The following is a 26,432-nucleotide window of genomic DNA, read 5'->3' as shown; positions in this document are numbered from 1 at the left end:
CGCCCCACTTGAGACCGGCAAAACTCGAACCGCAGGAGGCTCCCGTTGCCAGGATTGATTGGGCGAAAACTGATTGGCGGCGCTTTGGCCGTATGTCTGGTCATCGGCGCTGGCGCGGCCGTCGCCCAGGAGGTCGGCAAGGTCGGCGTCGACTGGCTCGGCAATGACATCATCATCGAGGCGATCAAGGATCCGAAGGTAGAAGGCGTGACCTGCCACGTCTCGTATTTCGACCGCGGCGTCATCGACCGCCTGCAGAAGGGCAACTGGTTCGAGGATCCTTCCGATTCCTCGATCTCCTGCCGCCAGACCGGGCCGATCACCATCGGCGACATCGACATGAGCGAGGCCGGCGAGGAGGTGTTCAAGCAAGGCATCAGCCTGATCTGGAAGAAGCAGGTGGTGAACCGCATCTACGACAAGGCCAACGAGACGCTGATCTATCTATCGCATTCGCGCCAGGTGCAGGACGGGTCGGCGAAGATGTCGCTCACCACGGTGCCGCTCTACGGCCAGAACGTGGTGTGGACCAAGGGCAAGCCGTAGTGGACTCAGGCAACAGCTGACGGACGATTGGTCCCGCTTGCGGGACCAATAGGCGACGCGACAATTGCTCCCGCCTTGCAGGAGCAATTGCGCGGGCGTAAAGCCGCCGGATGGATCGTCCCGAAAACCTTGTCCCGAAAGATCCCGAGCCGCGCATCCACCCGACCGCGGAATTGAAGGCGTGCAAGCTCGGGCGCTATGCCTCGATCGGCGAGCGCGTTATCCTGCGCGAGGTAACGGTCGGCGATTTCTCCTATTTCGAGCGCCATGCCGAGGCGATCTACACCACGATCGGCAAGTTCTGTTCGATCGCCGCCAACAGCCGCATCAACGCGCTGGAGCATCCGATCGAGCGGCTGACGCAGCACAAGGTCAGCTACCGGCCGAACGAATATTTCCGCTGGCTGGGCGTCGATGCGACTTTCCGGGAGCGGCGGCGAGCCAAGTCCGTCAGCATCGGCCACGATGTCTGGATCGGCCACGGCGCGGTCATCCTGCCTGATGTGACCATCGGCAATGGCGCGATCGTCGGCGCCAATGCCGTGGTGACGCGCGACGTGCCGCCCTATGCCATCGTCGCCGGCGTTCCGGCCGGCCCGCTGCGCCAGCGTTTCACCAGCGATATCGCCGCACGTATCGAAAATCTTGGCTGGTGGGACTGGCCAGTCGAAAAACTCGCCAGGGCAATCCCCGACATGCAGGCGCTGCCGATCGAAACCTTCCTCGACCGCTGGGAAGACGCCGCGTCCTGACCTCGTTCAGGCGCGTGCCCGGTCGCGATCGCAAAATACTCCTCTCGCTGGGAACCCTGACCCGCCGCCGGTTGTTTCTCCCTGCCATCGAGGGAGTTCAGATGTTCGAGAAGCTTTTCACCAGGATCGCCAACAAGGTCGCCCATCTTTCCGGCATGCCGCTGACATTTGCCATGTGCTGCCTGATCGTTGTGGTCTGGGCGGTAACCGGGCCGATTTTCGGTTTTTCGGACACCTGGCAGCTCATCATCAACACCGGCACCACGATCATAACCTTCCTGATGGTGTTCCTCATCCAGAACACCCAGAACCGCGATGGTGCGGCGATTCAGGCGAAGCTCGACGAGCTGATCCGGGTCAGCGAAGGTCACAATCACTTCATCGGCATTGAGCATTTGACCGAAACCGAGGTCGAGGAGATTCGCGACAAATGCGAACGCGCGGCAAAACGGCATGATCGGGAGATCGCCGAGATGGCCAAGAAGACCGTGGCGCAAAAGCGCGGCGCGAAAAAGCAGGCTGCCTGATTTCAGCGCTTCATGAACGCCGCGAAAGCGTCCTTGTGATCCGGATGCCAGCGCGACAGAGCAGGGCGGTTCTCGATGATGTCGCCGATCGCCCAGGCCATGCGCTTTTCGTCCATGGGCCGCGTCGCCTCATTGTCCGGGCACAGTATGTAGAAATCGCCACGCATCAGCGATGCCAGCATGAAGTCGATGACCTGCTCGCCGGTCCAGGCGCCGGCCGGCTTTTGCGTCGCGCCTTCGGTCAGGCCCGTGTAGGTGAAGCCCGGGATGAGCAGATGCGCAGACAGATGCGCGCCCGGCTCGTTGCGCAGCGCATGCGCCAGCCCTTCGGTGAAGGTCTTCAGGGCCGATTTGGAGACGTTGTAGGCAAGGTTCCCGGGCGGCGTGGTGATGCCTTGCTTGGAGCCGGTGTTGACGATCAGGCCTGGTCTGCCGGTCGCCAGCATGCGCGGCGCGAAGGCCTCGACGCCATGGACGACGCCCCAGAAATTGATGTCCAGCAACCGCTTCCAGGCATCGCGGTTCTCCCAGGGTTTGCCGGGATTGTTGCCGACGCCGGCATTGTTCATCAGCAGCGCCACATCACCGAAGGCGCCGAACGCCTTTTGCGCCAGCCGGTCGACGTCATCCGCCTTGGAGACGTCGGTCGGGACTGCAAGCACGGCGTCATCGCCACTGATCGCGGCGACGGCGCGACCGGCTTCGTCGAGACGCGCGCCGCCGATATCGGCCAATACGATCTTCATGCCCAGCGACGCCAGCCGCCTGGCCGCGGCAAGGCCGATGCCGCTGGCGCCGCCGGTGATGACGGCGACATTGCCGGAAGCGAGAGCGGGCAAGGCGGTCTGGATTTCGGCGTCGGTGGTCATGGCTCTTTCCTTGTTCGAGGTAGCGCCGAACTTAGCGTGGGATGCGGCTCAGGCAAGCTTCTCTTGGCGTCTTCGGGTTGACCACATCGGCAAGCGCTGCGCATGTTGCCGGCGAAAGAGGAGATTTGCCGATTGACCGACTGGATCGAGATCCTGAAAGAGCAGACCGCCACCGGCGACCAGATGGGCCGCGAAGTGGCGCAGATGCTGGCCAATCCCGATATCACCGAGGCGCAAGTTAAGACGCTGTTTTCGGCACTCGAAAAACAAGCGGAATTCGTCGAGAAGCTGCGCATGGCGCTGGAGAAATTCGGCCATGATTTCTCCGTGATCAAGGCCGCCGAACGGTTGGAGGAGCGCTATGCCGATCTTGCGGCCTCCGTGGCGGAGAAGCTGAAGGCGATGCGCGGCTAGCGAACAGGTAGTCCAAGTCCGGCCCATTCGTCGGGCGGGATCGTAGGTCCGACACGGGAGGTAAAGGACAAGACTCTCGTCGCATCGGTATCGACCTCGCACCGGAAGCTCAGACGATACCATGTTGCAGCTGCGTGGAAAGCAGCCTGCGGGACATCGAGGACATTGCCCACCTTCAGCGGAACAAGTGGCACCAGGTCAGGAAAATAAGAGGCCTCCTGTAATTGTTGCTGCAACGCGCTGGCGCAAAGTCTGGCAGCTCGCTGGCCGCGAGGCATTCCGGCGATCGAGGTCGTAGCCAGCACATCGCCGGTAGCTTTTTGCGAGTAGAGCCTGCGAACGCCCGGAAGACCCGCATAGTTGCGTGCTTTCGTGGAGCTTGGCCTCCCGGGGCTCGCGTTTCCGGGCTTCGCGACCTTTGCCGAGCCGAGTTTCGGCGCGGGTCTGGGCCGGGGCGCTTCGGCTGACGTGGGAAGCTCGATCTCACCGTCGCTGCCGGCAGCAGCCAACGGCGTTGGTGCCGCCGCTGTTTGCTTGTCGGTGTGCGTTCCCACATCTTCTCTGTCTGCCTCCTGTTTGTCTACGTCCTGGGCTGATGGTGCCTGCTTCTGCTGTGCGGGCTCTGCGTCCTTCGCTGCGATTGCCGGGTTGTCGCCGACCTTGGCTGAATCAACCTGCTCCTTCGGTTCGTCATCCTTGGCCGGCGACGGCGAGTTATCTTGAGGGCTGCTCCCATCCAGGGATTTCCTGGGGCCGGTATCCTTCTCGCCGAACTGAAAAACAGGCTTCAGGATCTCGATTGGCGACGGCTTGCGCGGCTGCTTTTCCGGCGCAGGCGGCTTTTCAACCTTCTGCTCGGGCGGTTTTTCGACTTTGGGAGCCTTCGGGGCAGCAGGTTTCGGCTTTGGCTGATCGGGCGGAGGTACGAGCGCGACATTTATCGGTTGCTGCTCCTGCGGCTGTTGGGGAGGCGTCGGCAGGCCATAGACCAGGAGAGCTGCGATGAGCGCATGCAGGATCAGCGATGCGGGCAAGCCCCACAATAAATTCCGACGCCGCACTCGTGTCTCGTCCTTCATCTAGACCGATGTGGAGCGAAATAGCGGCGGCATCAAGCATGAGCGTGGAAGTGGCACGATTTAGCTGCCGCTGGACAGGTGGCCTTTGCCGTGATGATCACGGTCTTTTCCCTGGTGGCGCGGGGTTCGGCGCGAAATACGCGCGGTGAGCCAGCCTCTTCACCCGTTCGGCGTTTCCGGCGACAGATGCGCGCGCTGGCGCGGCACGCCGAGGCCGGTGTCAGGCGGCTCGCCGGCCGCCGGCCTGTCCTCGATCATGTGCATGGTGCGCCAGCGGCCGAAGCGATAATAGGCGGCGGCGAGCAGGAGCGAGGCGATCGAACCGGCGGGAAAGCTCCACCACAGCGCTTCCTCGCCGATCACGCTCCTGACGAAGTAGGCAAAGCCGGTGCGCACGATCAGCACCGAAATCACCAGGATGATCAGCGGCGGCATCACCGCGCCGGTGGCGCGCACGGTGGCGAAGAGCACGATGGTGACGCCGAACAGGATGAAGGACCAGGACGCGACATTGTTGATGTGGGCGGCGATATCGATGGCCGCGCTGTCGCTGCTGAGGAACAGGCCGAGCACTGGGCGGTCGAAGACGAAAAGCAGCGCGACCAGCGCGCCGGTCAGCACCAGGTTGAAGCCGACGCCTGACATGGCGATGTGGCCGATCCGGTCCCAGCGGCCGGCGCCGACATTCTGCGCCGCCATCGAGGAGACCGCTGCGCCGATCGCCAGCGCCGGCATCTGGATATAGGTCCAGAGCTGGGCCGCGATGCCGTAGGCAGCCGCGACCTGCGAGCCATAGGAGTTGACCATGCCCATCACCGTCAGCGCAGCGACCGAGATGACGATCATCTGCAGGCCCATCGGCACGCCCTTGAAGACGACGATGCGCAACAGCGCCGGGTCCGGCCGCAGCAGGGCGAGGTTGGCGCCGGCCAGCCGCAGCGGGTGCTTGCGTGCATAGAGCACGACGAGGATGGCAATGACGCTCACCGTCTGGCCGATCAGCGTTGCGGTGGCCGATCCGGCGATGCCGAGCTCGGGGAACGGGCCGATGCCGCGGATGAGCAGCGGGTTCAAGACGATGTCGAGCACGACGGCCAGCGCCATGAAGAAAAACGGCGTGCGTGAATCGCCGGCGCCGCGCAGCACCGTCATGACGAAGGAGAGCAGGTTCATCATCGGCACCGCGACGAAGATGATGCGCAGATAGGAGCGGGCGAGCGGCAGCGCGTCGGCCGGCGTGCCGAGCGCATTGAGAATGACGTCGACCCAGATCCAGCCGCAGACCGCGAACAGCACCGAGACGGCGAAGAAGAAGGTGGCGCTGGTGCCGACGATGCGCCGGGCCTCCGGCAGGTCGCGGGCGCCGACCGATTGCGCGACCAGGATGGTGGCCGCCATGCCGATGCCGAACACCGTGCCGAGGATGAGGAACAGCACGAGGTTGGCGTTGGAGGTCGCCGTCAGCGCCGATTCACCGAGGAAGCGGCCGACCCAGACGGCATTGATCGATCCGTTCAGCGATTGCAGCACGTTGGCGCCGAGCACCGGCAGGGCGAAGAGCAGAAGCGTGCGTGGGATCGGGCCGCTGGTCAGGTCGCCGGTGCGGCGGCGCGCGGGCATCTTCTCGTCCATGGCGGGCAGCTCGGCAAAAGGCTCAACTGAATCAGGCCCGCGATGATATCGCAGGCCTGATTCCCATGCACCCCTTTCCGGGCCGGGTGCCAAGGGACACCCGGTCGAATGGGCTAGTTCGCGGCGAGGCTGTTTCCCGAAAGGCCGGGCAGCGTGACCTGATAGACCAGGAACATGGTGTCGACATCGGCGCCGTCCTCGGCCTTGTAGGGCGCGCCGACCTGGAAACCGTCCTGGGTCATGAAGTCGTTATCGTTGGCGACGAACAGGAAATAGTCGTCGGGCAGTTTCGGGTCGAGCACGCTGACCAGCGACATAGCTTCCCATTTCTCCGAGAGGTTATCCTTGTCATTCGGCTTGCCATTGTGCAGGCCGAAGCGGCCAAGCTCGGCCTTGTCGTTGAGGTCGATGAACGGCGTCAGCTTGGCCGGCGTCACCGACGGGTCGAGCACGCCCTTGGGCGCCACCGGCTTGTCGGCGGCGTCGAAGGCGCCGCCGGCGATGTCGGTGGCGGCGGAGAGGTCGACGATGTCGATCTTGCGATAGAGCGAGGCGTCGCCCTTCAAGCCCTGGCCGTTGCCGCTGTCGCGCGCCAGCATCAGGAAGGTCTTGTCCGACAGCGCGACGATTTCGCTCTGCGCCGCAACCTTGGTCTTGTCCTTGGCATCCTTGAACACCGGCAGCGGCACGACATATTCATGCGCCAGCTTCAGGTGAGCGGGATCGGAGGCGTCGTAGACCAGCGCGCGCGTATCCTGGCGCGTCGCCGGCGAATCGCCACCATCCTGCCTTGGCGCCGACTGCAGCACTGCGATCAGGAACTTGCCGTCCGGCGTCAGCCCCATGCCTTCGAGGCCCTGATTGTTCTGGCGGCCGGTCTCGGGATTCTTCGGATCGGGTTCGGCGGCACCGGGGCCCGGATTGTCCGAGGCGAAGTTCGGCTTGCCATGGCGCATCGGCACCAGCGCCGCCGGCGGCTGCGTGGCCGACATCAGATGGCCGTCGGCCGAGAAACGGTAGATGTTTGGGCCGTATTCGTCGGAGATGAACATGGTGCCGTCGGGCAGCCGCGCGATCGCTTCGTTGTCGAGCGCCAGCTTGCCATTGCCGGCCTGCGGCAGCATCGGCATGTCGTCGCTTGCTGCGCGCGAACCGTTGAGCGGGTCGAGGCCGGTCGTGTCGGCATTCTTGTCGTCGGTCAAAAGCATGGTGTCGGCGAGCGTCGCCTTGACGCCCGACTGTTCCTGTCCGGCGGCGGGCGCTGCGCCCGGTGCTACCGGCGCAAGCTCGATGGTGATGGTGTTGAGGCGCGGCCGATAGTCGGTGGTGCCGACGACGTTATAGCCGCGATCCGGCAGCAGCCAGAGCGAACCCTTGTAGCCGGTCGCGTCATGCGTCCAGCCCTTGACGTCGATCGACATGCCGGAACCGGAGCCGAAGGTTTCGCCGAACTTGTCCTTCTGGCTGGCCGGAATGCGGCCGACGCCGACCAGCCCCTTGTTGACATACGCGGTGCCGTCGGCGAGCGCCGGCGTCAAGAGCGCTGGGGCGAGGGCGGAGAACAAAGCCAGCGCGACGCCGAGCGAAGCGGTTCGGTACAGATTTTTCATGGGTATCCCTTTTGTGACGACGCGTGCCGGAGCGGGCGCAACCCTGGAGGGCGTCGCATCGATGATGCCGCCCGCGCCTTTCCATTGAGCGGTCTAGGACGCAAACATGATACTTGCGTGACAGGAGGCGCTTGTTTCTATGCGGCTGATGGGACGAGGCCTCGGCGTCCTTCCGGTCTCGGCCGGCGGATGCCGTCACCCTCTCGGGTGCAGATATCCCGCCCCGCGGATCGTCTTGATCAGCTCCGGCTTGGCCGGATCTTTCTCGAGCCGGCGGCGCAGCCGGGTGATGCGGCTGTCGATGCTGCGGTCAAAGGGTTCGTCGCCCCTTGGCGGCGCAAGGTCGAGCAGTTCGTCGCGGCCGATGACCTGACCGGGCCGGGTGGCGAAAGCCGCCACCAGATCAAGTTCCATCGGCGTCAGCGATATTGTCATCCCATCGGCATCGGTGAGGTCTCGCCCGTCCGCATCGAACACATAAGTTCCGAAGGCGAAATGCCCGGTGGGCAGCAGGCTGCCATTGTTAGCCGCCTTTGGCCTGCGTCTGCGCAGCACCGCGGCGATCCGCGCTTCCAACTCGACCGGAGCAAAGGGTTTTGCGAGATAGTCGTCGGCGCCGACTTCGAGGCCGGCCACCTTGTCGAAGACCGAATCGGCACCCGTCAGCATCAGAATGCCGGTGTCGTGATGCTCGCGCAGCCAGCGAGCCAGGCTGAAGCCGTTCTCGCCCGGCATGTTGAGATCGAGAACGACAAGATCGGCTTTCGCCGCCGCGATGGCTTCGCGCAGTTCGGCGCCGCCGGATGCTGTACGTATCTGATAGCCTTTCGCCTGCAGATAGTCGGCGATCATGAACGCCACGTCGGTCTCGTCGTCCACGACAATGATGTCGGCCATGCGTTTCCCCCGCGGCGAGCGACGGCGCCAAAGTACAGGGCATTCGCCGCGGGTCAACCGCAGGGCCGGCCCTCGTGCCTGCGATTTCGGGTCGGTTCGACACAATTGAAACAATGGAGGTCGAGGAAAGCGGTCTGGGGCCGTCATGGCGACATCGTTGTGAAACGTCCGTGCCGTTGTGTATCCAACAAACGGCCGGGCAACGCATTGCCGAGAGCGCTTGGCAATGGCCGACTTGACAGGCCGAGGGCCGACCAGTCCACTGACCCGCACGGGAACAGAACCGTGGCGACGGAGCATCCGTCTGTTGGGAGATCTCGCCTTGCCGACCTCCTGGAATCAGTCCTTGTCCCGGCGTTACGCGCTGGCGATGGCCGCCCTGCCTCTCATATTGCTTGTCGCCGGCCTTGGCCTGTATCAGTTCCATAGTGGGCAAGCTTCACCTCTTCCCTACGCGATCATCCTGGCCGGCCTGCTGGTCTTCCTCTTCGCCGTGCACAGGATATTGCAGCGCGAATTCGGGCGTACGGCGACCCTCCACGCGCTCGGCAGCGATGCCGCCGAACAAGGTCGTGCCCGACAAGCGCTGGAGGAAAGCGAGCAGCGTTACCGCAGCGTGGTCGAACTGCAGACCGAATTCGTGGTCCGCATGTCGCCGGACGGCTATTTGAGCTTCGTCAACGATGCCTATTGCCGGGCATGCAAGATGACCCGCGAAGAGCTGCTGGACCCATCATGGTGCGAACTCGACGTGCTGCCGCCCGACGAACGGCGCCGGTTTATCGAGCATCTTGGCCGCCTGACTCCCGAAGCGCCTGATGCCGGCATGGAACTTCTCAATGCGATGCCCGACGGCACGCGCCGATGGCTCGCCTGGAACGACCATGGCATATTCGACGGTGAAGGGCGCCTTGTCGAAGTGCAGTCGGTCGGCCGCGACATTTCCGACCGCGTCCTGGCCGAGCAGGCGCGGTTCGAGGCCGAGAAACTTTCGGGAGAGAGGGAGGCGCAATTTCGCGCCATCGCCGAAGGCGTCCCGCTGCCAATCATCATCTCGGCCATCGAAGGGCCCGAAATCCTGTTCGTCAACGAACCGGCGCGCAAAACGCTGGGAGTCGAGGTCGGCCAGATCGGCGCGGAAGCAATATCGACCTGGGAAGATCGCGCCAGGCGAGACGATCTCCTGCGGCTTTTGCTGAAGGACGGCATCGTCGACGCATTCGAGGCCGGCATGACCACCATGCAGGGATCAAGAATCGATACGCTGGTTTCGGCGCGCCTCATCACGCGAGGCGGCCGTTCGGCCATGCTTGCTGCCGTCACCGACATTACCCGCCAGCGCGAGGCCGAGGCCGAGATCGCGCGCCAGCGCGAGACATTATACCAGTCGGAAAAGCTCTCCGCGCTGGGCTCGCTGCTGGCCGGCGTGGCGCATGAGCTCAACAATCCGCTTTCCGTCGTCATCGGCTACAGTTCGATGCTGAAGGAATTCTCGACGGACAGCGCGACCGTGGGGCGCGCCGACAAGATCCACGCGGCGGCCGAGCGATGCTCGCGGATCGTGCGGACGTTTCTGGCGATGGCGCGCAAGAAGCCGCCGACCAGGGGCGCCGTCGACATCAATGAAGTCGTCACCGCTTCGCTGGAGCTTGCCGCCTACGGCTTGCGGTCGGCAGGGGTCGAAATCCGCACCGAACTGGAGGAGCCGCTTGCCAACATCTGGGGCGACAGGGACCAGCTGCATCAGGTGATCACCAATCTGGTGGTGAATGCCCAGCAGGCCTTGCTGCAGGTTCCGCACCCGCGGCGGCTGACCATCGTCACCACCGGGGAAGACGATGTCGTCGAGATCCTTGTCGCCGACAATGGTCCAGGCATGACGGAAGCGGTCCGCGCGCGCGCCTTCGAGCCGTTCTACACCACGAAGCTGGCCGGCGAAGGCACCGGGGTCGGATTGTCGGTCTGCCAGGGCATCGTGAGCGCCCATGACGGCAGCATAGAACTGGATACGGCGGAGGGCGGCGGCGCGCGGTTCACGGTCCGGCTTCCGAGCGGCAAGGCCGAGACGGTTCCAGTGCCCGAGACCGCCGGAAGGATGCCGCAGGCGCCGGCGGCCGCGCGCATCCTGGTGGTCGACGACGATGCCGACATTGCCTCGATGATCGCCGAGATGCTGCGCCGCGACGGTCACGACGTCACCATCGCCGACGACGCGAATGCCGCGCTCAAAGCCGTGCGCGAGGATGGGATCGACCTCCTGATCAGCGACATACGCATGCCCGGCCTCGACGGCCCCGGGCTCTATCGCGCGCTGGAAGAACTGCGCCCCGGGCTCACCCGCCGATTGCTGTTCGTGACCGGCGACACGCTGGCGCCCGAGATCGACCGCTTCATCGGCGAGACGGGGGCGCCGGTGATCGAAAAGCCGCTCGATCCGCAAACCTTTCGTAGGCTGGTGACGGAGCGGCTGAGGGCGATGGAGACCAGCGCAATGGAAGAGGCCGAAGCGTGACAAGACAGAAACTGCTCATCGTCGACGACGAAGCGTCCTTGCGCGAGATGCTGTGCGACTACCTGCCGATGCATGGCTTCGACGTTCGGGCCGTTGCGGATGGCGCGAGCATGAATATCGAGCTTGACCGCTTCGGCCCCGACCTCGTCATTCTCGACGTCAATCTCATCGGCGAAAGCGGCTACGATCTCGCCCGCGAAATCGCTAGGCGGAGCCGCGCCGCCGGCATCCTGATGCTGACCGCTGTCGGCGACCTGCCGCATCGCCTTGAAGGTCTCGCCGCCGGGGCGGACGACTACATGGCAAAGCCGTTCGAACCGCGCGAATTGCTGGCGCGGGTCAGGAGCGTCATCCGGCGTCTGGGCGAGGAAGAGCGGACGCCGGCAAGCCGCGTCCGTTTCGGCCGCTGCGTGCTCGATATGGCCGGCCGCACGATGGTCGATCCGGATGGCGCCGATGTGCAACTGACATCCATGGAATTCGACCTGCTATGCGTGTTCGCGCGCCATCCCCGGCAGATATTGTCGCGCGACCAGCTTTGCAGACTCGCGCACAACAGGGATCTCGAGCCGGGCGACCGAAGCATCGATATCCGCATCACCCGTCTGCGCAAGAAGTTCGAAACCGAACCCGATGCTCCGGCGGTGCTGGTGACGGTGCGCGGCGAAGGTTATTTTTACGAGCCGGCTCACGACGCCGCCGGGCATCGCTAGAAACGGGGCTGCCGGAAGAAGAGGTCGCTGGGAGAAGCGGCTTGACGACTGGCCTACGGCCGGGATGGATCAAGGCGGTCCCTTGTTCTCACACAACCGGTTTGCGCGCCCTGCGGAACTGCCGTCGCAGGCTTCGAACGGCATCGCGCACCACGGGGATGGTCCAGCGCGCTGTCATCGTCGCGATCAGCAGTCCGGCGACCGGATCGATGAAGCGGGCAATGACGGCGCCATGCCAGACCATGGCTGTTGCAAGCGAGGCGGCGATCAGCAGGTTCGACGAGAACTTGTCCGAGAACAGGCAGATCTGCGCGCGCGCCAGCGCGGAGGGGGCAGCGATGTTGCGGGCCTTCCAGCGACGCAGGATCCAGAAATTGACCAGCGCGTAGGCCACGTTCAGGCCCAGGGCGAGAACGACGCCGGGACCGTGGGGCTCGACACCGCCGACGGCGATGCGCTGGATGGCGACGCCCGCGACGACAGCCATGGAAAGGCACATGCCGACGGCGGCGAGCGCGTTGACGAACGTTTCGGCCAAGGCTGCCCGGCGCTTGTTCATGCCCGGTTTCCTGCCGCCGCCAGTCACAAGCAGGACGGAGACCAGAACCAGCATGTCCATCAGCGTCAGCGCGAGATCGGCGCGGATGGTCAAGGAGGTGGACGTTGCCGCCGCATAGGCCGTCAGAAGCAGGCCGGGAGTGCCCGCCAGCACCGCCAGACGAGCCGTCCGGGCAGCCGCGCCATCCGATCCGTCATTGGTTTTTCGCAGAGCTTGCATCGCCAGAAATCTCCTCGTTCTGGCGTCATCGATGCGGCAGGGATGTTGCGTGGATTTGCCGACTTGCTGCTCAAAGGTTTCCTTTGTGTCGTCGCGCCGGTGCGCAGCGGGCGCGGCGCCTGGACGGATCGCAACAATCGAAACAATTCGGAGGAATTCGGCATTCGTCCGAAACAGTCGGGAGGGAGAAGCCGCGCCATGGAGCGAACCCGACGGGACGGCTCCGCGAAAAACGAAAAGGAAACTAAGATGTATCGCTTCAAGATTTACATGGCCGCCGCCGTGGCGATGGCCTGCCTCGTGGCCCCGGCCAGCGCCGGAGGTCCGGAGGGCATGAACGGCAAGTCGCTGAACGGCCTGCAGCAGAATTCGCTGACCAGCAACTCGCTGACCAGCAATTCGCTGACCAGTAATGGCCTCGGCGTCTATGCACTCAACGGCGTGCATGCCGACGGCATCGTTTTGGCGAAAAGCCTCGCTCCGGCCGGCAAGTCCGTCGTCGATCCGAACGATCGCAACTTGCCGGCCGTTCAGCATGGCGCCGGCTCTGTCATCGACCCGAACGATCGCAATTTGCCGGCTGTTCAGAAGGGCAATAGCCAACCCGCGAACGCCGGCAAGAAAAGCAATGGCCTTCCGTCTGGCCACGGCGTTGGCGGCGACAACGGAACCAACCCTGACCGGCCAACCCCCTCGCCGAGGCGTTAGGCATCAACTACAGGCGGACGGCCTTGTGCCGTCCGTTCTCCGTCAAATGAAACAACTGCCGCGCTTCACCAATCACGGCTCGCAAAACGCACCGTCAGGAGCCCAAATGCCACGTCGCGGGAACTACACATTGGTTGCCATCGCCACCGCCATTTTCGGCATCGCCGCGGCGTTCCCGGCCGAGGCCGGGAGCGGAGAGATGATCGGCTCGATTTCCGTGATCGGCACACGGTTCGAGGTGGCGACGGAAGACGGTCGCATTGTCCCTCAGAACGATCTCGTCGGTGCCGTTCTGACCATTGGCGACGGACGAGACCAGGTGCCATTGCGCATCGATGCGGTGGAGACCGATCCCCGCAATCCGGACGGCGCGATCATGCTATACTCCATGTCAAGCCGTGACGCGGCGACCGGCGAATGGCGCAACATCTGCGAAGCCGACATTGAAGGCCGGCGCATGGGCTTTCCGCTCGCCGGGACCTGGACGCAGGACGGCCGCCATTTGCCGTCCGGTACAGCCTTCAGCATCACCTGCACCGGCGGAGCTCAGGCGAAATGCGTGCGCTTCGGCTATCGGCCCTGGCAAAGATCGGCGGACGGCACGTCGCTGTGGGACCATCATCAGGCGTGCACCCGCATGATCCGCGCCGATTATTGCGGCGATGGCGTCGGCCACACCCGTAACGGGACGCCGATCGTCGTCTACGACCGCAAGGGCATCCAGCAGGACGAGGCGGTGCCGGACATGTCGTTCGAAGCGGCATGGGATGCCGGCGGCGCGCTTTGCGTCAGCCACACGAGAATACCGGATGTGCTGACGATGGAGGGGCTGGCGCGGATCTGCCCTGATGTGCGGCGACAGGAGCGGCCAGCGGCGTGCGAAAGCCGGGCCGGGGCGCTGATCCTCAACCGTTCGATCGACCTGCGCCGTGGATCAAGGCGTCAACCGACCGCGCCGTGATCAGTCGCTGTCGCGTGCGATCAACTCGAGCGGCCAGACTTCGCGAATCGTCCTCGGACCTTCCTCGCCGGCGTAGGCCGGGATTGAGGCCAGCAGCATTTCGGCGAGCCGCCGTCCCATCGGCTCCAGGGGAGGGCGGAAGGCGGTCAGCGCCGGCGAGAAATAGCGGCAGAGCGGCGTGTCGACGATGACGATCACCGCCATGTCGTGGCCGGGCCTGATGCCCATCTCGGCCAGTGCCTTGCAGCCGCCGAGCGCCATGGCGTCATTGTTGAAGATAATGGCGGTCGGCGGGTTCCGGGAATTCATAACCCTCGGCGTCACTTCGTAGCCGCCGGCCTCGTTGATGAAGCCGGACGCGATCAGTTCGGGATCGACCTCGATGCCATGCCGCCGCAAGGCCTTGCGATAGCCGGCTAGGAAGAGATAGCCGAAATTGAGGTTGAGCGATGGACGGATGGCGGCGATGCGGCGGTGGCCGCGCGCAACGAGGCGATCGACGGCGTCGGCTCCGGCCTTTTCGAAATCGAGGTCGAGCGAGGGGTAGGGCTTGCCACCGGATCGGCTGCGGCCGAGCGTCGCGAAGGGGAAGCCGACCCTGGTCAGATAATCGATGCGCTCGTCCTCGCGCCGCGTCCAGGCCAGCACCACGGCGTCGGCCCGGCGTGTCTCGACGACCCGGCGCAGGCGCTCCTGCTGATAGTCGCCCGGCGCGCCCATCACCACGATCAAGTCGAGCCCGCGTTCGGCGAGTTTCGCCTGCAGCCCGGTCAGGAACGGAATGAAGAACGGCTCGCCATATTGCTGGTCGCCGGGATGCGGCTGCAGCATGAAGGCGATCGAGTGGGTCGAGCCGCGCCTCAGGCTGCGTCCGGACTGGTTGGGCGAATAGTTCAGCTTTGCCGCCGCATCGAGCACGCGCTGGCGCGTATCGGCATTGACGTCGGCGCGCCCGTTGAGCGCGCGCGACACGGTGCCGATCGAAATGTTCAGGTGACGCGCGAGGTCGTAGATGCTGGACGCCAAGGACAGTTCTCCCCCTTGCTTGGCTAGCACCGGCAGCCGCGCAGGCCAAGGATAAAGACGATTTTTCGGGAGCGGCCAATTGACATTCTATCTCATCAGGTATGTTGTCGTAAACGTTTACGGAAAAACGTTTACGGCGATGCCGAAAATGCCGTGACTTCGGTCTGGAGGGGCCGAACGGGAGGAGTTGGATGATGGATGTCGTCCTGGTCGGCTGCGGCGCCATGAGCAAGCGCTGGCTCGATGCCGCGAGGCAGATCGACGGGCTCAGTATTGCCGGCCTTGTCGATCTCGACGCGGAAAGGGCGAAGGCGAGGGCGCGCGAATACGAACTCTCCGGCGCCGTCATCGGAACCAGCCTCGACGCGGTGCTCGACCAGACCAAACCCCAGGCCGTGTTCGATGTCGTGGTCCCCGCCGCCCGGCGCGATGTCGCACTTTCCGCCTTTGCGCATCACTGTCATCTGTTGACCGAAAAGCCACTGGCCGACAGTCCGGAGAATGCGCGCGCCATCGTCGAGGCGGCGCGCCAGGCGGGTCGCGTCCATGCCGTCGTCCAGAACCGCCGCTACGTCGCCAATGTCAGGCGTATCAGGCGCTTTCTCTCTTCCGGCGCCATCGGGAAGCCGACCAGCATCCATGCCGACTTCTTCATCGCCCCGCATTTCGGCGGCTTTCGCGAGGAAATGGCCCATGTCCTGCTGCTCGACATGGCGATCCACACATTCGATGCCGCCCGTTACATGGTCGGCGGCGAGCCGGTGAGCGTCTATTGCCAGGAATGGGAACCGACGAATTCCTGGTACCGGCAGGGATCGTCGGCCAGTGCTGCCTTCGATCTCGGCGGCGGGAAGGTCTTCACCTATGCCGGCTCCTGGTGCGCAAATGGCTTCCGCACCAGCTGGGAAGGCAGCTGGCGCATCGTCGCCGAGCGCGGCAGCCTGCTCTGGGACGGCCATGACGATCTGAAGGCTGAGGTCGCGCTGTCCGTCCGGGACGGGCTTTTCGACAAAACCGAGCCGGTGGACGTGCCGCCGCTTGATCCGGCGGACCGCGTCGACGGCCATCTCGGCATCATCAGGGATTTCATGCACGCCATCGAAACCGGCACCGAGCCGGAAACGCGCGGCACCGACAATATCAAGAGCCTGGCCATGGTCTTTGGCGCCATCGAGAGCGCCGAGACCGGGCGCCGGGTGGCGATCGCAGAACTCAAGGACGCACAATGATGCCAAACCCGCTTCTCGATATCAGGATCGGCACCATGGTGCGGGCCAATCTCGACGACCCGGCCGCCTATATCAAGCAGATCCTGCCGCTCGGCTTCGAGAGCATCCAGCCCTTCTTCTGGCAGACGCTGGGCGGCAAGGACCTGCCGAGGCTGGCCGGCCAGATCCGCGACGCTATCGGCGATGCCGACGTCATCGTCTCGTCGCTGGGCGTATTCGGCAACCCGCTGGAAAGCGGCGATATCGATCAGGGCGTGCTGAAGGCCTGGGAGACGGTCATCGACAATGCGCATCTGTTTGGAACCAGCGTTGTCAGCGGCTTCACCGGCCGCATCCGCGGCAAGAAGCTGACCGACAGCCTGCCGCGCTTCCGCGAGGTCTGGGGGGAACTGGCCAAGCGCGCCGCCGACAAGGGTGTGCGCATCGCCTTCGAGAATTGCGCCATGGACGGCAACTGGGCCAGCGGCGACTGGAACATCGCCCACAATCCGGACGCATGGGAGCTGATGTTCAACGAATTGCCGGATGAAAATCTCGGCCTCGAATGGGAGCCCTGCCACCAGCTCGTCTATCTCATCGACCCGATGCCGCAGATCCGCAAATGGGCGCCGCGCATCTTCCATGTCCACGGCAAGGACGCGACGGTGCGCTGGGACGTGATCCGCGAGCATGGCGTGTTCGGCCGGCTGCCGTTCGTGCAGATGCGCACGCCGGGCTTCGGCGACAGCGACTGGACACGGGTGATCAGCGAATTGCGGCTCGCCGGTTACAAGGGCGCCATCGACATCGAGGGCTGGCACGACCCGGTCTATCGCGGCGACCTCGAGATCACCGGGCAGGTTCGGGCGCTGGACTATCTCAAGCAATGCCGGGGAGGTGCGACGTATCTGCCGAACCCGGCTTGAGGCCGATGCATGTCGCGCAAAAGTGCGCCGCGGTTTTGCGCTAACGACATGCCTCAAAACAAGAACTTAAAGCGCGTCGCACGGGTTCGTTCAAACGCGACGCGCTTTAAGCTGGCGGGAGGAGCCGGCCAGCGAAGCATTGCGGCGACAAGCCGAAGCATTCGTCGAAACCCCTCGGCTTGCGAGGGAACAATGGGAGGATAAGTGCATGAGCATCGCGATGAGAACGACAGTTCTGCGCTCGACCGTCGTGGCCGCCGCCACGGCGCTCGCTGCCGCAATCTCCACCTTGCCTGCGCAGGCACTCGACGCCCAATGGTGCAAGGATGTCCACATCCGCTTCTTCGTCGGCGGCGCCGAGGGCGATGCCTTCGGCACCATCGTCTACAACGGCGCCAAGCAGGCGGCGGCCGATCTCGGACCCAAGGTCGACTACATCTTTTCCCAGTGGGACGTCGAGAAGATGGTGCAGCAATTGCGCGAGGCGGTCGCGGTCAAGCCCAACGGCATCGCCATGATGGGTCATCCCGGCGACGCCTCGATCATGCCGCTGGCCGAACAGGCGCACAAGGACGGCATCAAGATGATGTATCAGAACGTGCCGGTGCCGAAAGTGGTGGAAGCGTTCGGCGGCGGCTATGTCGGCGCCCAGCAGGAACAGCAGGGCCGTGCGCTCGGCGCCGAGGCGTTCAAGCTGGCCGGGCTCAAGGCCGGCGACAAGGCGATCATGATCGGTCCGTTCGAGAACGAGGCCCGCGGGGCGCGCGAGCGCGGCACCGTCGCCGCGCTGAAGGAAGCCGGCGTCGAGGTCATCCAGCTTTCCTCGCCGCCAAGCGGCGAATGGGCGTCCGACCCCAATCTGGCCATCCCGGTGATCACCGCGGCACTGCTCAACAACCCTGATGTCAAGGCGGTCGGCTATCCCGGCGGACAGATGCTTGGCAACGTCCCGACCTACATGCAGGCGGCGGGCAGGAAGCCGGGCGACATCTTCAATTTCGGCTTCGACACCAGCCCGCAGATCGTCGAGGGCTTCAAGGGCGGCTGGGTACAGCTGACGGCCGACCAGCAGCCGTTCCTGCAGGGCTATCTGCCGATCCTCAGCCTTTGCCAGCAGGTGGTGCTTGGCCTGGCGCCGATGAATGTCGATACCGGCGCCGGCTTCGTCACGCCGCAGAATTATGAGATCGTCGCCGAGCTGGCCAAGCAGGCGCTGCGCTGACCTCCCAAGCCGTCGGCCGGGATCTGGCCCGGCCGGCGGGCCGCTGGCGAGGACGCCGGCACGAAATCAAGCGAGGATCCGATGGCCGAACGCATCATCGAACTGCGCGATATCAAGAAGTCCTACGGCCAGGTCTATGCGCTGGGCGGGGTCAATCTCAGCGTCGACCGCGGCGAGGTGGTCGGCCTGATCGGCGACAATGGCGCCGGCAAGTCGACGCTGATCAAGATCCTATCCGGCGTGGTCCAGCCGACCAGCGGCGAGATCCTGGTGCGCGGCGAGCCGGTGTCCGGATGGAGCCCCGCGCGCTCGCGCGACGCCGGCATCGAGACGGTGTTCCAGGACCGGGCGCTGGCCGTGCAGCAGACGATCGTGCGCAACATCTTCATGGGCCGCGAGCTCACAGGCTTTATGGGCTGGCTGAAGGTCAACAAGGAAATAGAAGAAGCGAGCCGGCTGATGCGTGAGATCGGCTTCACCTCAAAAGTGTTCACGCCGCACTCGATCGTCGGCCAGCTTTCGGGCGGCGAGCGCCAGGGCGTAGCGATCGCGCGCGCCATCTACAAGAAGGCCGAGCTGATCGTGCTGGACGAACCGACGACGGCGCTGTCGCTGACCGAAACCGCCAAGGTGTTCCACTTCGTGCGCCAGGTGCGGGCGAGCGGGCGATCGATCCTGTTCATCGGCCACAACATCCATCACGTCTTCGACATTGCCGACCGCTTTGTCGTGCTCGACCGCGGCAAGGTCGCGCTCACCGCCGACCGCAGCGAGGTCAAGTCGGCCGAGGACCTGATAAACTTCATGGAAGACGTGGCGCATCCCGGCGGCTTGCCCGGCCTGCACGACGCCGGCGACGCGGGGAGGGCAGCGCGATGAGCAAGATCATGGAACCCGATCTGCAGAGCCCTCTCGGCGTCACGCATGACGAGGCCGCGGGGAAAGAGTGGAGACACCCGTCCGACAATTGGCTGCGCGGCTTCATCCTCGACAACCGCGCTTCACTCGGCACGCTTGGCGTGTTCATCGTCATGATGGCGGTGTTCATGATCGCCAACCCGGTCGTCTTCACCACCTGGTATCTCTACAGCTCCGTGCTGACCACGCTGCCGGTGGCGCTGTTCGTGGTGGTGCCGCTGGTCTTCGTCGTCACCTGCGGCGAGATCGACCTGTCGTTTCCGGCGACGATGGGTTTTGCCTCATGGGTGTTCGCGCTGGTCGTGCAGGCCGGCTACGACCCGTTCCTCGGCATCGCCGCCGCCATCGCGACGGGCACGCTGCTCGGCTTCCTCGTCGGGTCGCTGGTGGTCTATGGCGGGCTGTCGTCGCTGATCGCCACGCTCGGCATGAACTTCCTGCTGCGCGGCCTGATCCAGATCATCAACGAGGGCAAGTCGACGGCGCTCACCAGCCTCGCCGACAGCTGGGCCTACAAGATCTTCTCCAGCCAGATCTGGGGCATCCCGGTGCAGATCTTCTGGGCCATCGCCTTCGTCGTACTGTCGGCGCTGCTCTACAACAGGCATCGCTTCGGCGCGCAGGTGAGGGTGGTCGGTGACAACCCCGACAGCGCCCAGCAGATGGGCATCGACGTCAAGCGGGTGCGGGTGAAAGTGTTCGTGTTCGTCGGCATTGGGGCGGCGATCGCCGGCACGTTTTCGGTGATGATCAACTTCACCTGGTGGCCGACGGCCGGCGACGGCTATCTGCTGCCGGTTCTGGCCTCGGTCTTCGTCGGCGGCACGCCAACCTGGGGCGGCATCGGCACCGTGATCGGCGGCGCCATCGGCGCGGTCACCGTCGCGTTCATCCAGACCGGCGTGGTGGCGGCGGGCCTCAGCGGCTTCTACGTCCAGTTCTTCAACGGGCTGATCATCATCCTGTCGCTGCTCGGGCATAAGTGGAACCAGGCGCGGTATCGGTGAACAGGCTGCTCACACCCCGGTGACAAACCCGTCCAGCACGCGTTTCTGGCCGGCCTTGTCGAAGTCGATGGTCAGCTTGTTGCCTTCGATGGCGGAAATGTTGCCGTTGCCGAATTTCTGGTGGAAGACGCGGTCGCCGACATTGAAGGCGGAGGGCTTGTCGGCGACGGATTTGGCGACCAGCTCGCCGTCGATGGTGCGGCCTTTGACCGAGGTGCGGCCGGCGCCGTAGCCGGAGTCGGTCTCGCCATAGCCGATGCGCTCGACCTGATGGCCGGAGCGCGAACCCCAGTTGCGGTCGGTCGCCTCGGTGCGGTTGGCTTGCGCGCGCTGCCAGCCCGGCGTCGCATAGGTGTTGGAGAAGGCGCCAGATTTTTCCGCGCCGACATTGTCGAAGCGCGAGGCACCATAAGGGTTCTGGCGGCCGCCGCGCCCCGAGGCGAATGAGCCGCCACCATAGGAATTGCCGTAGCCGCCATAGGAATTACCGCTTTCGGCGACCTCGACATGGGCTTCCGGCAGTTCATCGAGGAAGCGCGACGGGATGGTCGATTGCCACAGACCGTGGATGCGGCGGTTGGAGACGAACCACAGGTGCAGGTTCTTCTTGGCCCGGGTCAGCCCGACATAGGCAAGGCGGCGCTCTTCCTCGAGCCCGGAGCGGCCGCCTTCGTCCAGTGACCGCTGGTGCGGGAACAGGCCTTCCTCCCAGCCCGGAAGAAACACGGTCTCGAATTCAAGGCCCTTGGCCGAATGCAGTGTCATGATGTTGACGGCGTCGAGGGACTCATTCTGCTCGGCGTCCATGACCAGCGCCACATGTTCGAGGAAGGAGCGTAGCGATTCATACTCCTCCATGGAGCGGATCAGTTCTTTCAGGTTTTCCAACCGTCCCGGCGCTTCCACCGAGCGGTCGTTCTTCCACATGTCGGTGTAGCCGCTCTCTTCGAGAATGGTCTCGGCGAGTTCGGTGTGCGGCGTGGTTTCCAGCGCCTTCTGCCAGCGTTCGAAATTGGCTGCGACCTCGCGAAGTGCGGCGCGCGGCTTCGGCTTCAGCTCGTCGCTTTCGGCGAGCTTGGCGGCGGCCTCCAGCATCGGAATGCGAAGGGCGCGCGCGGTGTCGTGGATCTGGCGGATGGTGGCTTCGCCGAGCCCGCGCTTCGGCACGTTGACGATGCGCTCGAAGGCGAGGTCGTCGGCGCCTTGCGCGACGACGCGGAAGAAAGCCAGCGCGTCGCGTATTTCCATGCGCTCGTAGAAGCGCGGTCCGCCGATGACGCGGTAGTTGAGGCCGAGCGTGACAAAACGGTCCTCGAACTCGCGCATCTGGAAGGACGCGCGCACGAGAATGGCCATGTCGTTGAGATTATGCTTCTGCCGCTGGTAGGCCTCGATGGTCTCGCCGACGGCGCGCGCCTCTTCCTCCGAGTCCCAGGCGGCGTGGACATGCACCTTCTCGTCGTCCTCAGCGACCTTTTCGGTGAACAGCGTCTTGCCGAAGCGGCCCTCATTGTGGGCAATGAGGTGGGAAGCCGTGCCAAGGATGTGCGCGGTGGAGCGGTAGTTGCGCTCCAGTCGGATGATCGTGGCGCCGGGAAAATCCTTGTCGAAGCGCAGGATGTTGTCGACCTCGGCGCCGCGCCAGCCATAGATGGACTGGTCGTCGTCGCCGACGCAGCAGATGTTTACGGTGGCGCGGGTCTCGGCCGAAGAGCGCCCGATCTCCCCCCTGGAGGGGGAGATGTCGCCGGAGGCGACAGAGGGGGGCGCTGTCCCGCCGGCCTGTCGGTGCGAGGCACCCCCCTCTGTCCTGCCGGACATCTCCCCCTCAAGGGGGGAGATCGGCTTGCCGCCGACGTTTGCGCTTTTTCCCACACCTTCCGGCCGCTGCGCCAAGAGCCGCAGCCACATGTATTGGGCGGTGTTGGTGTCCTGGTACTCGTCGACGAGGATGTAGCGGAAGCGCTTGTGGTATTCCTTCAGCACGTCGGGATAGGCGCGGAAGATGCGGATCGGATGGCATAAGAGATCGCCGAAATCGCAGGCATTCAGCGTCTGCAGCCGCTCCTGATAGGCCTTGTAGAGCTCGCGGCCCTTGCCGTTGGCGAAGGAGCGGGCGTCGCCCTCGGGAATGTCGGCGGGGCCTAGCCCCTTGTTCTTCCAGCCGTCGATCATCTGCGCGAACTGCTTGGCCGGCCAGCGCTTGTCGTCCAGCCCCTCGGCCTGGATCAGCTGCTTGATCAGGCGCACGACATCGTCGGTGTCGAGAATGGTGAAATCGGATTTGATCCCGGCCAGCTCGGCGTGCCGGCGCAGCAGCTTGACGCCGATCGAGTGAAACGTGCCGAGCCAGGGCATGCCCTCGACATTGCCTTCGCCGATCAGGATGCCGATGCGCTGCTTCATCTCGCGCGCAGCCTTGTTGGTGAAGGTGACGGCGAGGATCTGCGAGGGATAAGCCTTGCCGGTGGCGAGGATGTGGGCGATGCGGGTGGTGAGCACCCGCGTCTTGCCGGTGCCGGCGCCGGCCAGCACCAGAACCGGGCCTTCGGTGGTCTCCACCGCCAGCCGCTGTTCGGGGTTCAATCCCTTGAGATAGTCGGGCGCATTGCTTTGGCCGCTACGGGCAGCCATGGCGCGCGCGGCGATGCCGGACGGGGCCGCGGGCCGCGCATTCGGTTCGTCAAAAAAGGGCATGTCTTCCGAAAAGCCGGACATCGCCCCCGAATGTAGTGATTCGGTAGCGAAAGGCCAGAAGTGTCTACGTTTTGTTCCGGTTTGGAAGCCGAATTGCCGATCGCCGTGCGAATATTATCGCCCGGCGCCCGACAATCCGGCTCGAATGCGCTCCTGCGAGTAGCTGGTGGCTGCCCGCATGCGCTCGGCGATCTTGTCCGCGACATAGCCGGCATCGCGCGCGGCGCCATGGATCATCGTGGAAGAGGTCGAGTGCTGGAAATGCAGGCCGCAGACATAGAGGCCCGGTTCGCCCTCCACGGTGCCGCGATACTGCTTCACCCGGCCGTTTTCGTCGAAGATCGGCAGCTTGATCCAATCCAGCCCGGCCCGGAAACCGGTGCACCAGATGACGTTCGAGACATCGAGAACCTGGCCGTCGTCGAGCAGCGGCTTGCCATCGCTAACGCCGGCGACGCGGGAGACCCTGCGGACACCGGCGGCGTCCAAATCGCTGGGCTTGACCCGGATCAGCGGCAGGCCATGGGCCAGTTGCCCAGGCTTGGCCTTGCGGCCCATTGGGGTGTCGACCGTGAGCAATCGGTGGAAAACGATGCGGAAGACGATCGGGAGGACCAGACGCATGGCGAAATAGCCATTGTAGGCGACCGGGATATTGCCGGGATGCCGTCCGGCCAGCCAAACCTGGTGCGTGCGCGCGAGATCCATGGCGATTTCCGCGCCGGAATTGCTGGCGCCGACCAGCAGCACGCTGCCCGCATTGAGCGGCGATGGGTTCTTGTAAGCGCCCGAGTGGAATTGCCGGATCGACGGATCGAGCGATGCCGCGAAATCCGGGATTTTCGGCTTCTGGTAGCTCGAGGCCGCGGCCACGACGTGATTGGCGACGTAGCGGGTTCGGCCTGATGTGACGATATAGCGGTCGCCGGAACGGGTCACCTCGTCGACCTTGACGCCGGTACGCACCGGCAGGGAGAATTTCTTCGCATAGGCCTCGAGATAATCGGCCATCTCGTCCTTGGTCGGGAAGGAATAGCGGGCGGCGGGGAAGGGCATGCCAATCAGCCCGTCAAAGCGTGCCGGCGTGAACAGGCGCAGCGAATCCCAGCGCGAGCGCCAGATGTCGCCGACGCGTTCGCGTGCCTCCAGGATGACGAAGTTCACGCCCTTGCGGGCAAGGTGATAGCCGACGGACAGGCCATTCTGTCCGGCGCCGATGACGACGACATCGACATGTTCTTCCCTGAGCGCGGGCCGCTTTTCGTCGCCTGTTGGCGCCTGGCTGCCCGTTGCCAACAGTGCGCCGGCCTCCAGGTGCATGAACGCCGCACCCTGTTCCAGCAACGCACCGGCGCGCGCCCTGGTTTCGGTGATGCCGACGCCACGGCCATGCGGTTTCATTGCATGTGTTGAAGAGGGGGCGTGTGTTGAAGTCGGGTTCATGATCGCTCCATGCGGTTTTCGTCAGCCATGGAGAAAGAAATAGCGAACCGGCAGGGTGCCCGCTTCGGGGAGACACCCCACAGACAAAGAAAATCCCATGGGGATTTTCCCCCATAGCCTCCTGTCAGAGCAGGCCGTTCTGGAAGGCGTAGGCTGTGGCCGCAGTGCGCGAGTTGACCGCCAGCTTGTCGAAGATATTGCTGATATGCCGGTCGACGGTCTTTTCGCTGAGACCGAGCTCGGTCGCGATCAGCCTGTTCGTCTTGCCGGTGGCGACGAGGCCGAGGACCTCGATCTCGCGCCGCGTCAGACCATGCGAAGGTGATGCGGCCGGCCGCATCAACAGATTGACGCGGGCGAGGTCGGGCGCGGCGCCAAGCGCGGCGAAAACCGATCCGGCGACCTCGAATTCCAGTTCGGCTCCATCTTCGTCGCCAAGCATGCGGCAGGCCTGACCGGCCAGCACGCGCAGACGCGCCTCCAGATAGGGCGCGCCGGCGCGCTGCCAGATTGTCAGCGCTGCACGGAAATGGCCGAGCGCTGTCGCGGCATTACCGCCAGCCATCTCGATTTCACCTCTCGCCTGCGAGGCCATCGCGGCCAGGATCTCGGTGGCGAAGCGGCCGGCGATCGCCTCCAGTTCCGCGCAGGCTTCGCGCGCTTCGTCGACGGCGGCCGCTGCCATCATGATCTCGACCAACGCCGGCAGCAGGCGGGCACGGCCCAGCGGCGCCTTGGTCGTGGCCAGCACACGGCGAATGGTTGCCGCCGCCTGGTCAGCCCGGCCCTGCGTGAGACGCAGCAGCGCCATGCCGGGCTGCGGCTCCAGTCCGAGCCGGCTGGCGGCACGGTAGAGGTCTTCGGCGGCGGCGAATTCTCCGCGCAGCCGATGGATTTCGGCCTCCTGGTAGGCCGCCCCCGCCGCCGCTTCATTGCCGATCGCATGGGTCAGCGACAGCGTCGCGCGCCTGGCCTCGGCGATGGAGTCCTGCCAGGCGCCGTTCAATTCCATGATCTCGGCGCGATGCAACAGGCAGACGCCGTTGAATTGAACGAGCTGCGGCTGCGCTCCGCACCAGTCCGACAGCGCTTGCGTCCATTCGCGCGAACGATCGAATGCGTAGACCTGTCGGCACGCGGCGATGAGGTTGCAGTAGATGAGGCCGGTGACAATGGGCGAGAGCTTGCCGTCGGCGGCCGGCAGCATGGCTTCGTCGAGCAGGGCGATGCCTTCCTCGACCCGGCCCTGCCGGACCAGCGCGCGCCCGAGATAGCATCTGGCGAAGGCGATCAGATCGATGTCGCAACAGCGTTCGCCGATCGCCAGCGCCTGCCTTGCCAGCGCCTCCGATGCCGGATCGTTGCCGGTCATGATTTCCTTTTGAGCCGCCACCAACAGCAGATAGCCATGCGCCGCACACTCGCGGCCGAAGCCATCAGCCAGGCGCTGCGCCTGCTGGATACAGGCAGTTGCGTGGCCTTCCTCGCCCAACGCCATAAGCCTGAAGCCACGGAAGAATGCCCAATACGCCGCCTGGTCATCACGGCCCGCTTCGATATGGATGTTGAAGAGACGCTCGCCGGCAGCGAATATGTCCTGATCGCGGTCCAGCATCCCCGCCGACCAGAGCAGCCGTTCCAGGTCTTCCACGCCAAGAGACGCGATCTCGTCCGTTGCCTGAAGAAGCGCGAATGCATCCGCCCATGCCCGTTGCGCGTAGGCGTGGCGGGCCCGTTCGAGCAACGAGGCGGCGTCGGCTGTCATAGGCAGAGCATAGCATTGCCTGATAGCAGGCAGAAGAATGGCGTATGCCACGCCCTGTCATTTCAACGTGAGCGACAGCAGGACCAAAGGATAGGGCGGAGCAATGCCTGCGGTATCGGAGGATATTGTCCTGCTGATTTGACACCGCGTGCAGGCCAGCGGAAAACTGCGGCAGCGAGATGAAACAGAATCAATAGCGGGCTACGTTTCCATTTCGTAATG

23 protein-coding genes are annotated in these 26,432 nt (G+C 64.5%); 13 read left to right on the top strand and 10 right to left on the bottom strand.

What is annotated here, in order from left to right:
* The first annotated feature begins 54 nt into the window (after nt 1-54).
* The 3 genes from C9427_RS17980 (at nt 55) to C9427_RS17970 (ending at nt 1,825) form a co-directional block, all read left to right on the top strand.
* Entirely contained in the window at nt 55-546 is a 492-nt protein-coding gene (locus tag C9427_RS17980; protein WP_425351660.1) for a CreA family protein, read from the top strand.
* 110 nt (nt 547-656) lie between these two features.
* Entirely contained in the window at nt 657-1,298 is a 642-nt protein-coding gene (locus tag C9427_RS17975; protein ID WP_107650476.1) for a DapH/DapD/GlmU-related protein, read from the top strand.
* Nucleotides 1,299-1,399: 101 nt separating this feature from the next.
* Nucleotides 1,400-1,825: a low affinity iron permease family protein gene (locus C9427_RS17970; protein ID WP_107650475.1), complete on the top strand. Its 426-nt coding sequence runs from the start codon at nt 1,400-1,402 to the stop codon at nt 1,823-1,825.
* A 2-nt stretch (nt 1,826-1,827) separates the two neighbouring features.
* Here C9427_RS17970 and C9427_RS17965 read toward each other — a convergent pair whose 3' ends face one another.
* The gene (locus tag C9427_RS17965) at nt 1,828-2,694 is read right to left on the bottom strand and encodes an SDR family NAD(P)-dependent oxidoreductase (RefSeq protein ID WP_107650474.1); all 867 of its coding nucleotides are present in this window, start codon (nt 2,692-2,694) and stop codon (nt 1,828-1,830) included.
* Nucleotides 2,695-2,826: 132 nt separating this feature from the next.
* On the opposite strand from C9427_RS17965, the gene C9427_RS17960 reads away from it, so the two are divergent.
* Nucleotides 2,827-3,108 (top strand): hypothetical protein, encoded by a 282-nt coding sequence (locus C9427_RS17960; protein WP_107650473.1) that lies wholly within the window; start codon nt 2,827-2,829, stop codon nt 3,106-3,108.
* Here the strand turns inward: C9427_RS17960 and C9427_RS17955 are convergent.
* The 4 genes from C9427_RS17955 to C9427_RS17940 all read right to left on the bottom strand — a co-directional run bounded on the left by C9427_RS17955 (nt 3,105) and on the right by C9427_RS17940 (nt 8,326).
* On the bottom strand, nt 3,105-4,187 hold the full coding sequence (locus C9427_RS17955; RefSeq protein WP_167434393.1) for a DUF930 domain-containing protein: 1,083 nt from the start codon (nt 4,185-4,187) through the stop codon (nt 3,105-3,107). The genes C9427_RS17960 and C9427_RS17955 overlap by 4 nt on opposite strands.
* 159 nt (nt 4,188-4,346) lie before the next feature.
* Entirely contained in the window at nt 4,347-5,819 is a 1,473-nt protein-coding gene (locus C9427_RS17950; RefSeq protein ID WP_107650472.1) for an MATE family efflux transporter, read from the bottom strand.
* A 113-nt stretch (nt 5,820-5,932) separates the two neighbouring features.
* The gene (locus tag C9427_RS17945) at nt 5,933-7,429 is read right to left on the bottom strand and encodes an esterase-like activity of phytase family protein (RefSeq protein ID WP_107650471.1); all 1,497 of its coding nucleotides are present in this window, start codon (nt 7,427-7,429) and stop codon (nt 5,933-5,935) included.
* A 195-nt stretch (nt 7,430-7,624) separates the two neighbouring features.
* Complete coding sequence (locus tag C9427_RS17940; RefSeq protein WP_107650470.1) at nt 7,625-8,326, bottom strand: response regulator transcription factor; 702 nt, start codon at nt 8,324-8,326, stop codon at nt 7,625-7,627.
* A gap of 346 nt (nt 8,327-8,672) precedes the next feature.
* Between C9427_RS17940 and C9427_RS17935 the strand changes: the two genes are divergently transcribed.
* Both C9427_RS17935 and C9427_RS17930 read left to right on the top strand, forming a co-directional pair.
* Nucleotides 8,673-10,838 carry a hybrid sensor histidine kinase/response regulator gene (locus C9427_RS17935; RefSeq protein ID WP_167434392.1) on the top strand — a complete coding sequence of 722 codons (2,166 nt, stop codon included), beginning with the start codon at nt 8,673-8,675 and terminating at the stop codon, nt 10,836-10,838.
* Nucleotides 10,835-11,551 (top strand): response regulator, encoded by a 717-nt coding sequence (locus C9427_RS17930; RefSeq protein WP_107650468.1) that lies wholly within the window; start codon nt 10,835-10,837, stop codon nt 11,549-11,551. Before C9427_RS17935 ends, C9427_RS17930 begins: the two co-directional genes overlap by 4 nt.
* Before the next feature lie 88 nt (nt 11,552-11,639).
* Here the strand turns inward: C9427_RS17930 and C9427_RS34120 are convergent, their stop codons facing one another.
* Entirely contained in the window at nt 11,640-12,329 is a 690-nt protein-coding gene (locus tag C9427_RS34120) for a cation efflux transmembrane domain-containing protein (protein ID WP_167434391.1), read from the bottom strand.
* Nucleotides 12,330-12,599: 270 nt separating this feature from the next.
* Here C9427_RS34120 and C9427_RS34420 point away from each other — a divergent pair, with 270 nt between their 5' ends.
* Both C9427_RS34420 and C9427_RS17920 read left to right on the top strand, forming a co-directional pair.
* Nucleotides 12,600-13,037, top strand: a complete 438-nt coding sequence (locus C9427_RS34420; RefSeq protein ID WP_208636376.1) for a hypothetical protein — start codon at nt 12,600-12,602, stop codon at nt 13,035-13,037.
* 106 nt (nt 13,038-13,143) lie between these two features.
* Nucleotides 13,144-13,998 (top strand): ADYC domain-containing protein, encoded by an 855-nt coding sequence (locus C9427_RS17920; protein WP_146172555.1) that lies wholly within the window; start codon nt 13,144-13,146, stop codon nt 13,996-13,998.
* Here the strand turns inward: C9427_RS17920 and C9427_RS17915 are convergent, their stop codons facing one another.
* Complete coding sequence (locus C9427_RS17915; RefSeq protein WP_107650465.1) at nt 13,999-15,024, bottom strand: LacI family DNA-binding transcriptional regulator; 1,026 nt, start codon at nt 15,022-15,024, stop codon at nt 13,999-14,001.
* Nucleotides 15,025-15,215: 191 nt separating this feature from the next.
* Between C9427_RS17915 and C9427_RS17910 the strand changes: the two genes are divergently transcribed.
* The 5 genes from C9427_RS17910 (at nt 15,216) to C9427_RS17885 (ending at nt 20,305) form a co-directional block, all read left to right on the top strand.
* Nucleotides 15,216-16,253 (top strand): Gfo/Idh/MocA family protein, encoded by a 1,038-nt coding sequence (locus C9427_RS17910; protein WP_107650464.1) that lies wholly within the window; start codon nt 15,216-15,218, stop codon nt 16,251-16,253.
* Nucleotides 16,253-17,158, top strand: a complete 906-nt coding sequence (locus C9427_RS17905) for a sugar phosphate isomerase/epimerase family protein (RefSeq protein ID WP_245437096.1) — start codon at nt 16,253-16,255, stop codon at nt 17,156-17,158. The genes C9427_RS17910 and C9427_RS17905 overlap by 1 nt, the downstream gene beginning before the upstream one ends.
* 208 nt (nt 17,159-17,366) lie before the next feature.
* Nucleotides 17,367-18,380 carry a substrate-binding domain-containing protein gene (locus C9427_RS17895; protein WP_107650461.1) on the top strand — a complete coding sequence of 338 codons (1,014 nt, stop codon included), beginning with the start codon at nt 17,367-17,369 and terminating at the stop codon, nt 18,378-18,380.
* An 81-nt stretch (nt 18,381-18,461) separates the two neighbouring features.
* Complete coding sequence (locus C9427_RS17890; RefSeq protein WP_107650460.1) at nt 18,462-19,259, top strand: ATP-binding cassette domain-containing protein; 798 nt, start codon at nt 18,462-18,464, stop codon at nt 19,257-19,259.
* Nucleotides 19,256-20,305, top strand: coding sequence for an ABC transporter permease (locus C9427_RS17885; protein WP_107650459.1), 1,050 nt, complete (start codon nt 19,256-19,258; stop codon nt 20,303-20,305). Before C9427_RS17890 ends, C9427_RS17885 begins: the two co-directional genes overlap by 4 nt.
* Nucleotides 20,306-20,314: 9 nt before the next feature.
* Here C9427_RS17885 and C9427_RS17880 read toward each other — a convergent pair whose 3' ends face one another.
* The 3 genes from C9427_RS17880 to C9427_RS17870 form a co-directional block, all read right to left on the bottom strand.
* Entirely contained in the window at nt 20,315-23,023 is a 2,709-nt protein-coding gene (locus C9427_RS17880) for an ATP-dependent helicase (protein WP_107650458.1), read from the bottom strand.
* A 93-nt stretch (nt 23,024-23,116) separates the two neighbouring features.
* Nucleotides 23,117-24,403: a flavin-containing monooxygenase gene (locus C9427_RS17875; RefSeq protein WP_107650457.1), complete on the bottom strand. Its 1,287-nt coding sequence runs from the start codon at nt 24,401-24,403 to the stop codon at nt 23,117-23,119.
* 166 nt (nt 24,404-24,569) lie between these two features.
* Nucleotides 24,570-26,210, bottom strand: coding sequence for a helix-turn-helix transcriptional regulator (locus tag C9427_RS17870; RefSeq protein ID WP_107650456.1), 1,641 nt, complete (start codon nt 26,208-26,210; stop codon nt 24,570-24,572).
* Nucleotides 26,211-26,432 lie beyond the last annotated feature (222 nt).

This window comes from Mesorhizobium helmanticense (assembly GCF_003034915.1).
Classification (GTDB): Bacteria; Pseudomonadota; Alphaproteobacteria; order Rhizobiales; family Rhizobiaceae; genus Mesorhizobium; species Mesorhizobium helmanticense.
The sequence above is the reverse complement of the archived record's forward strand: the minus strand, read 5'-3'. Positions and strand labels throughout refer to the sequence as shown.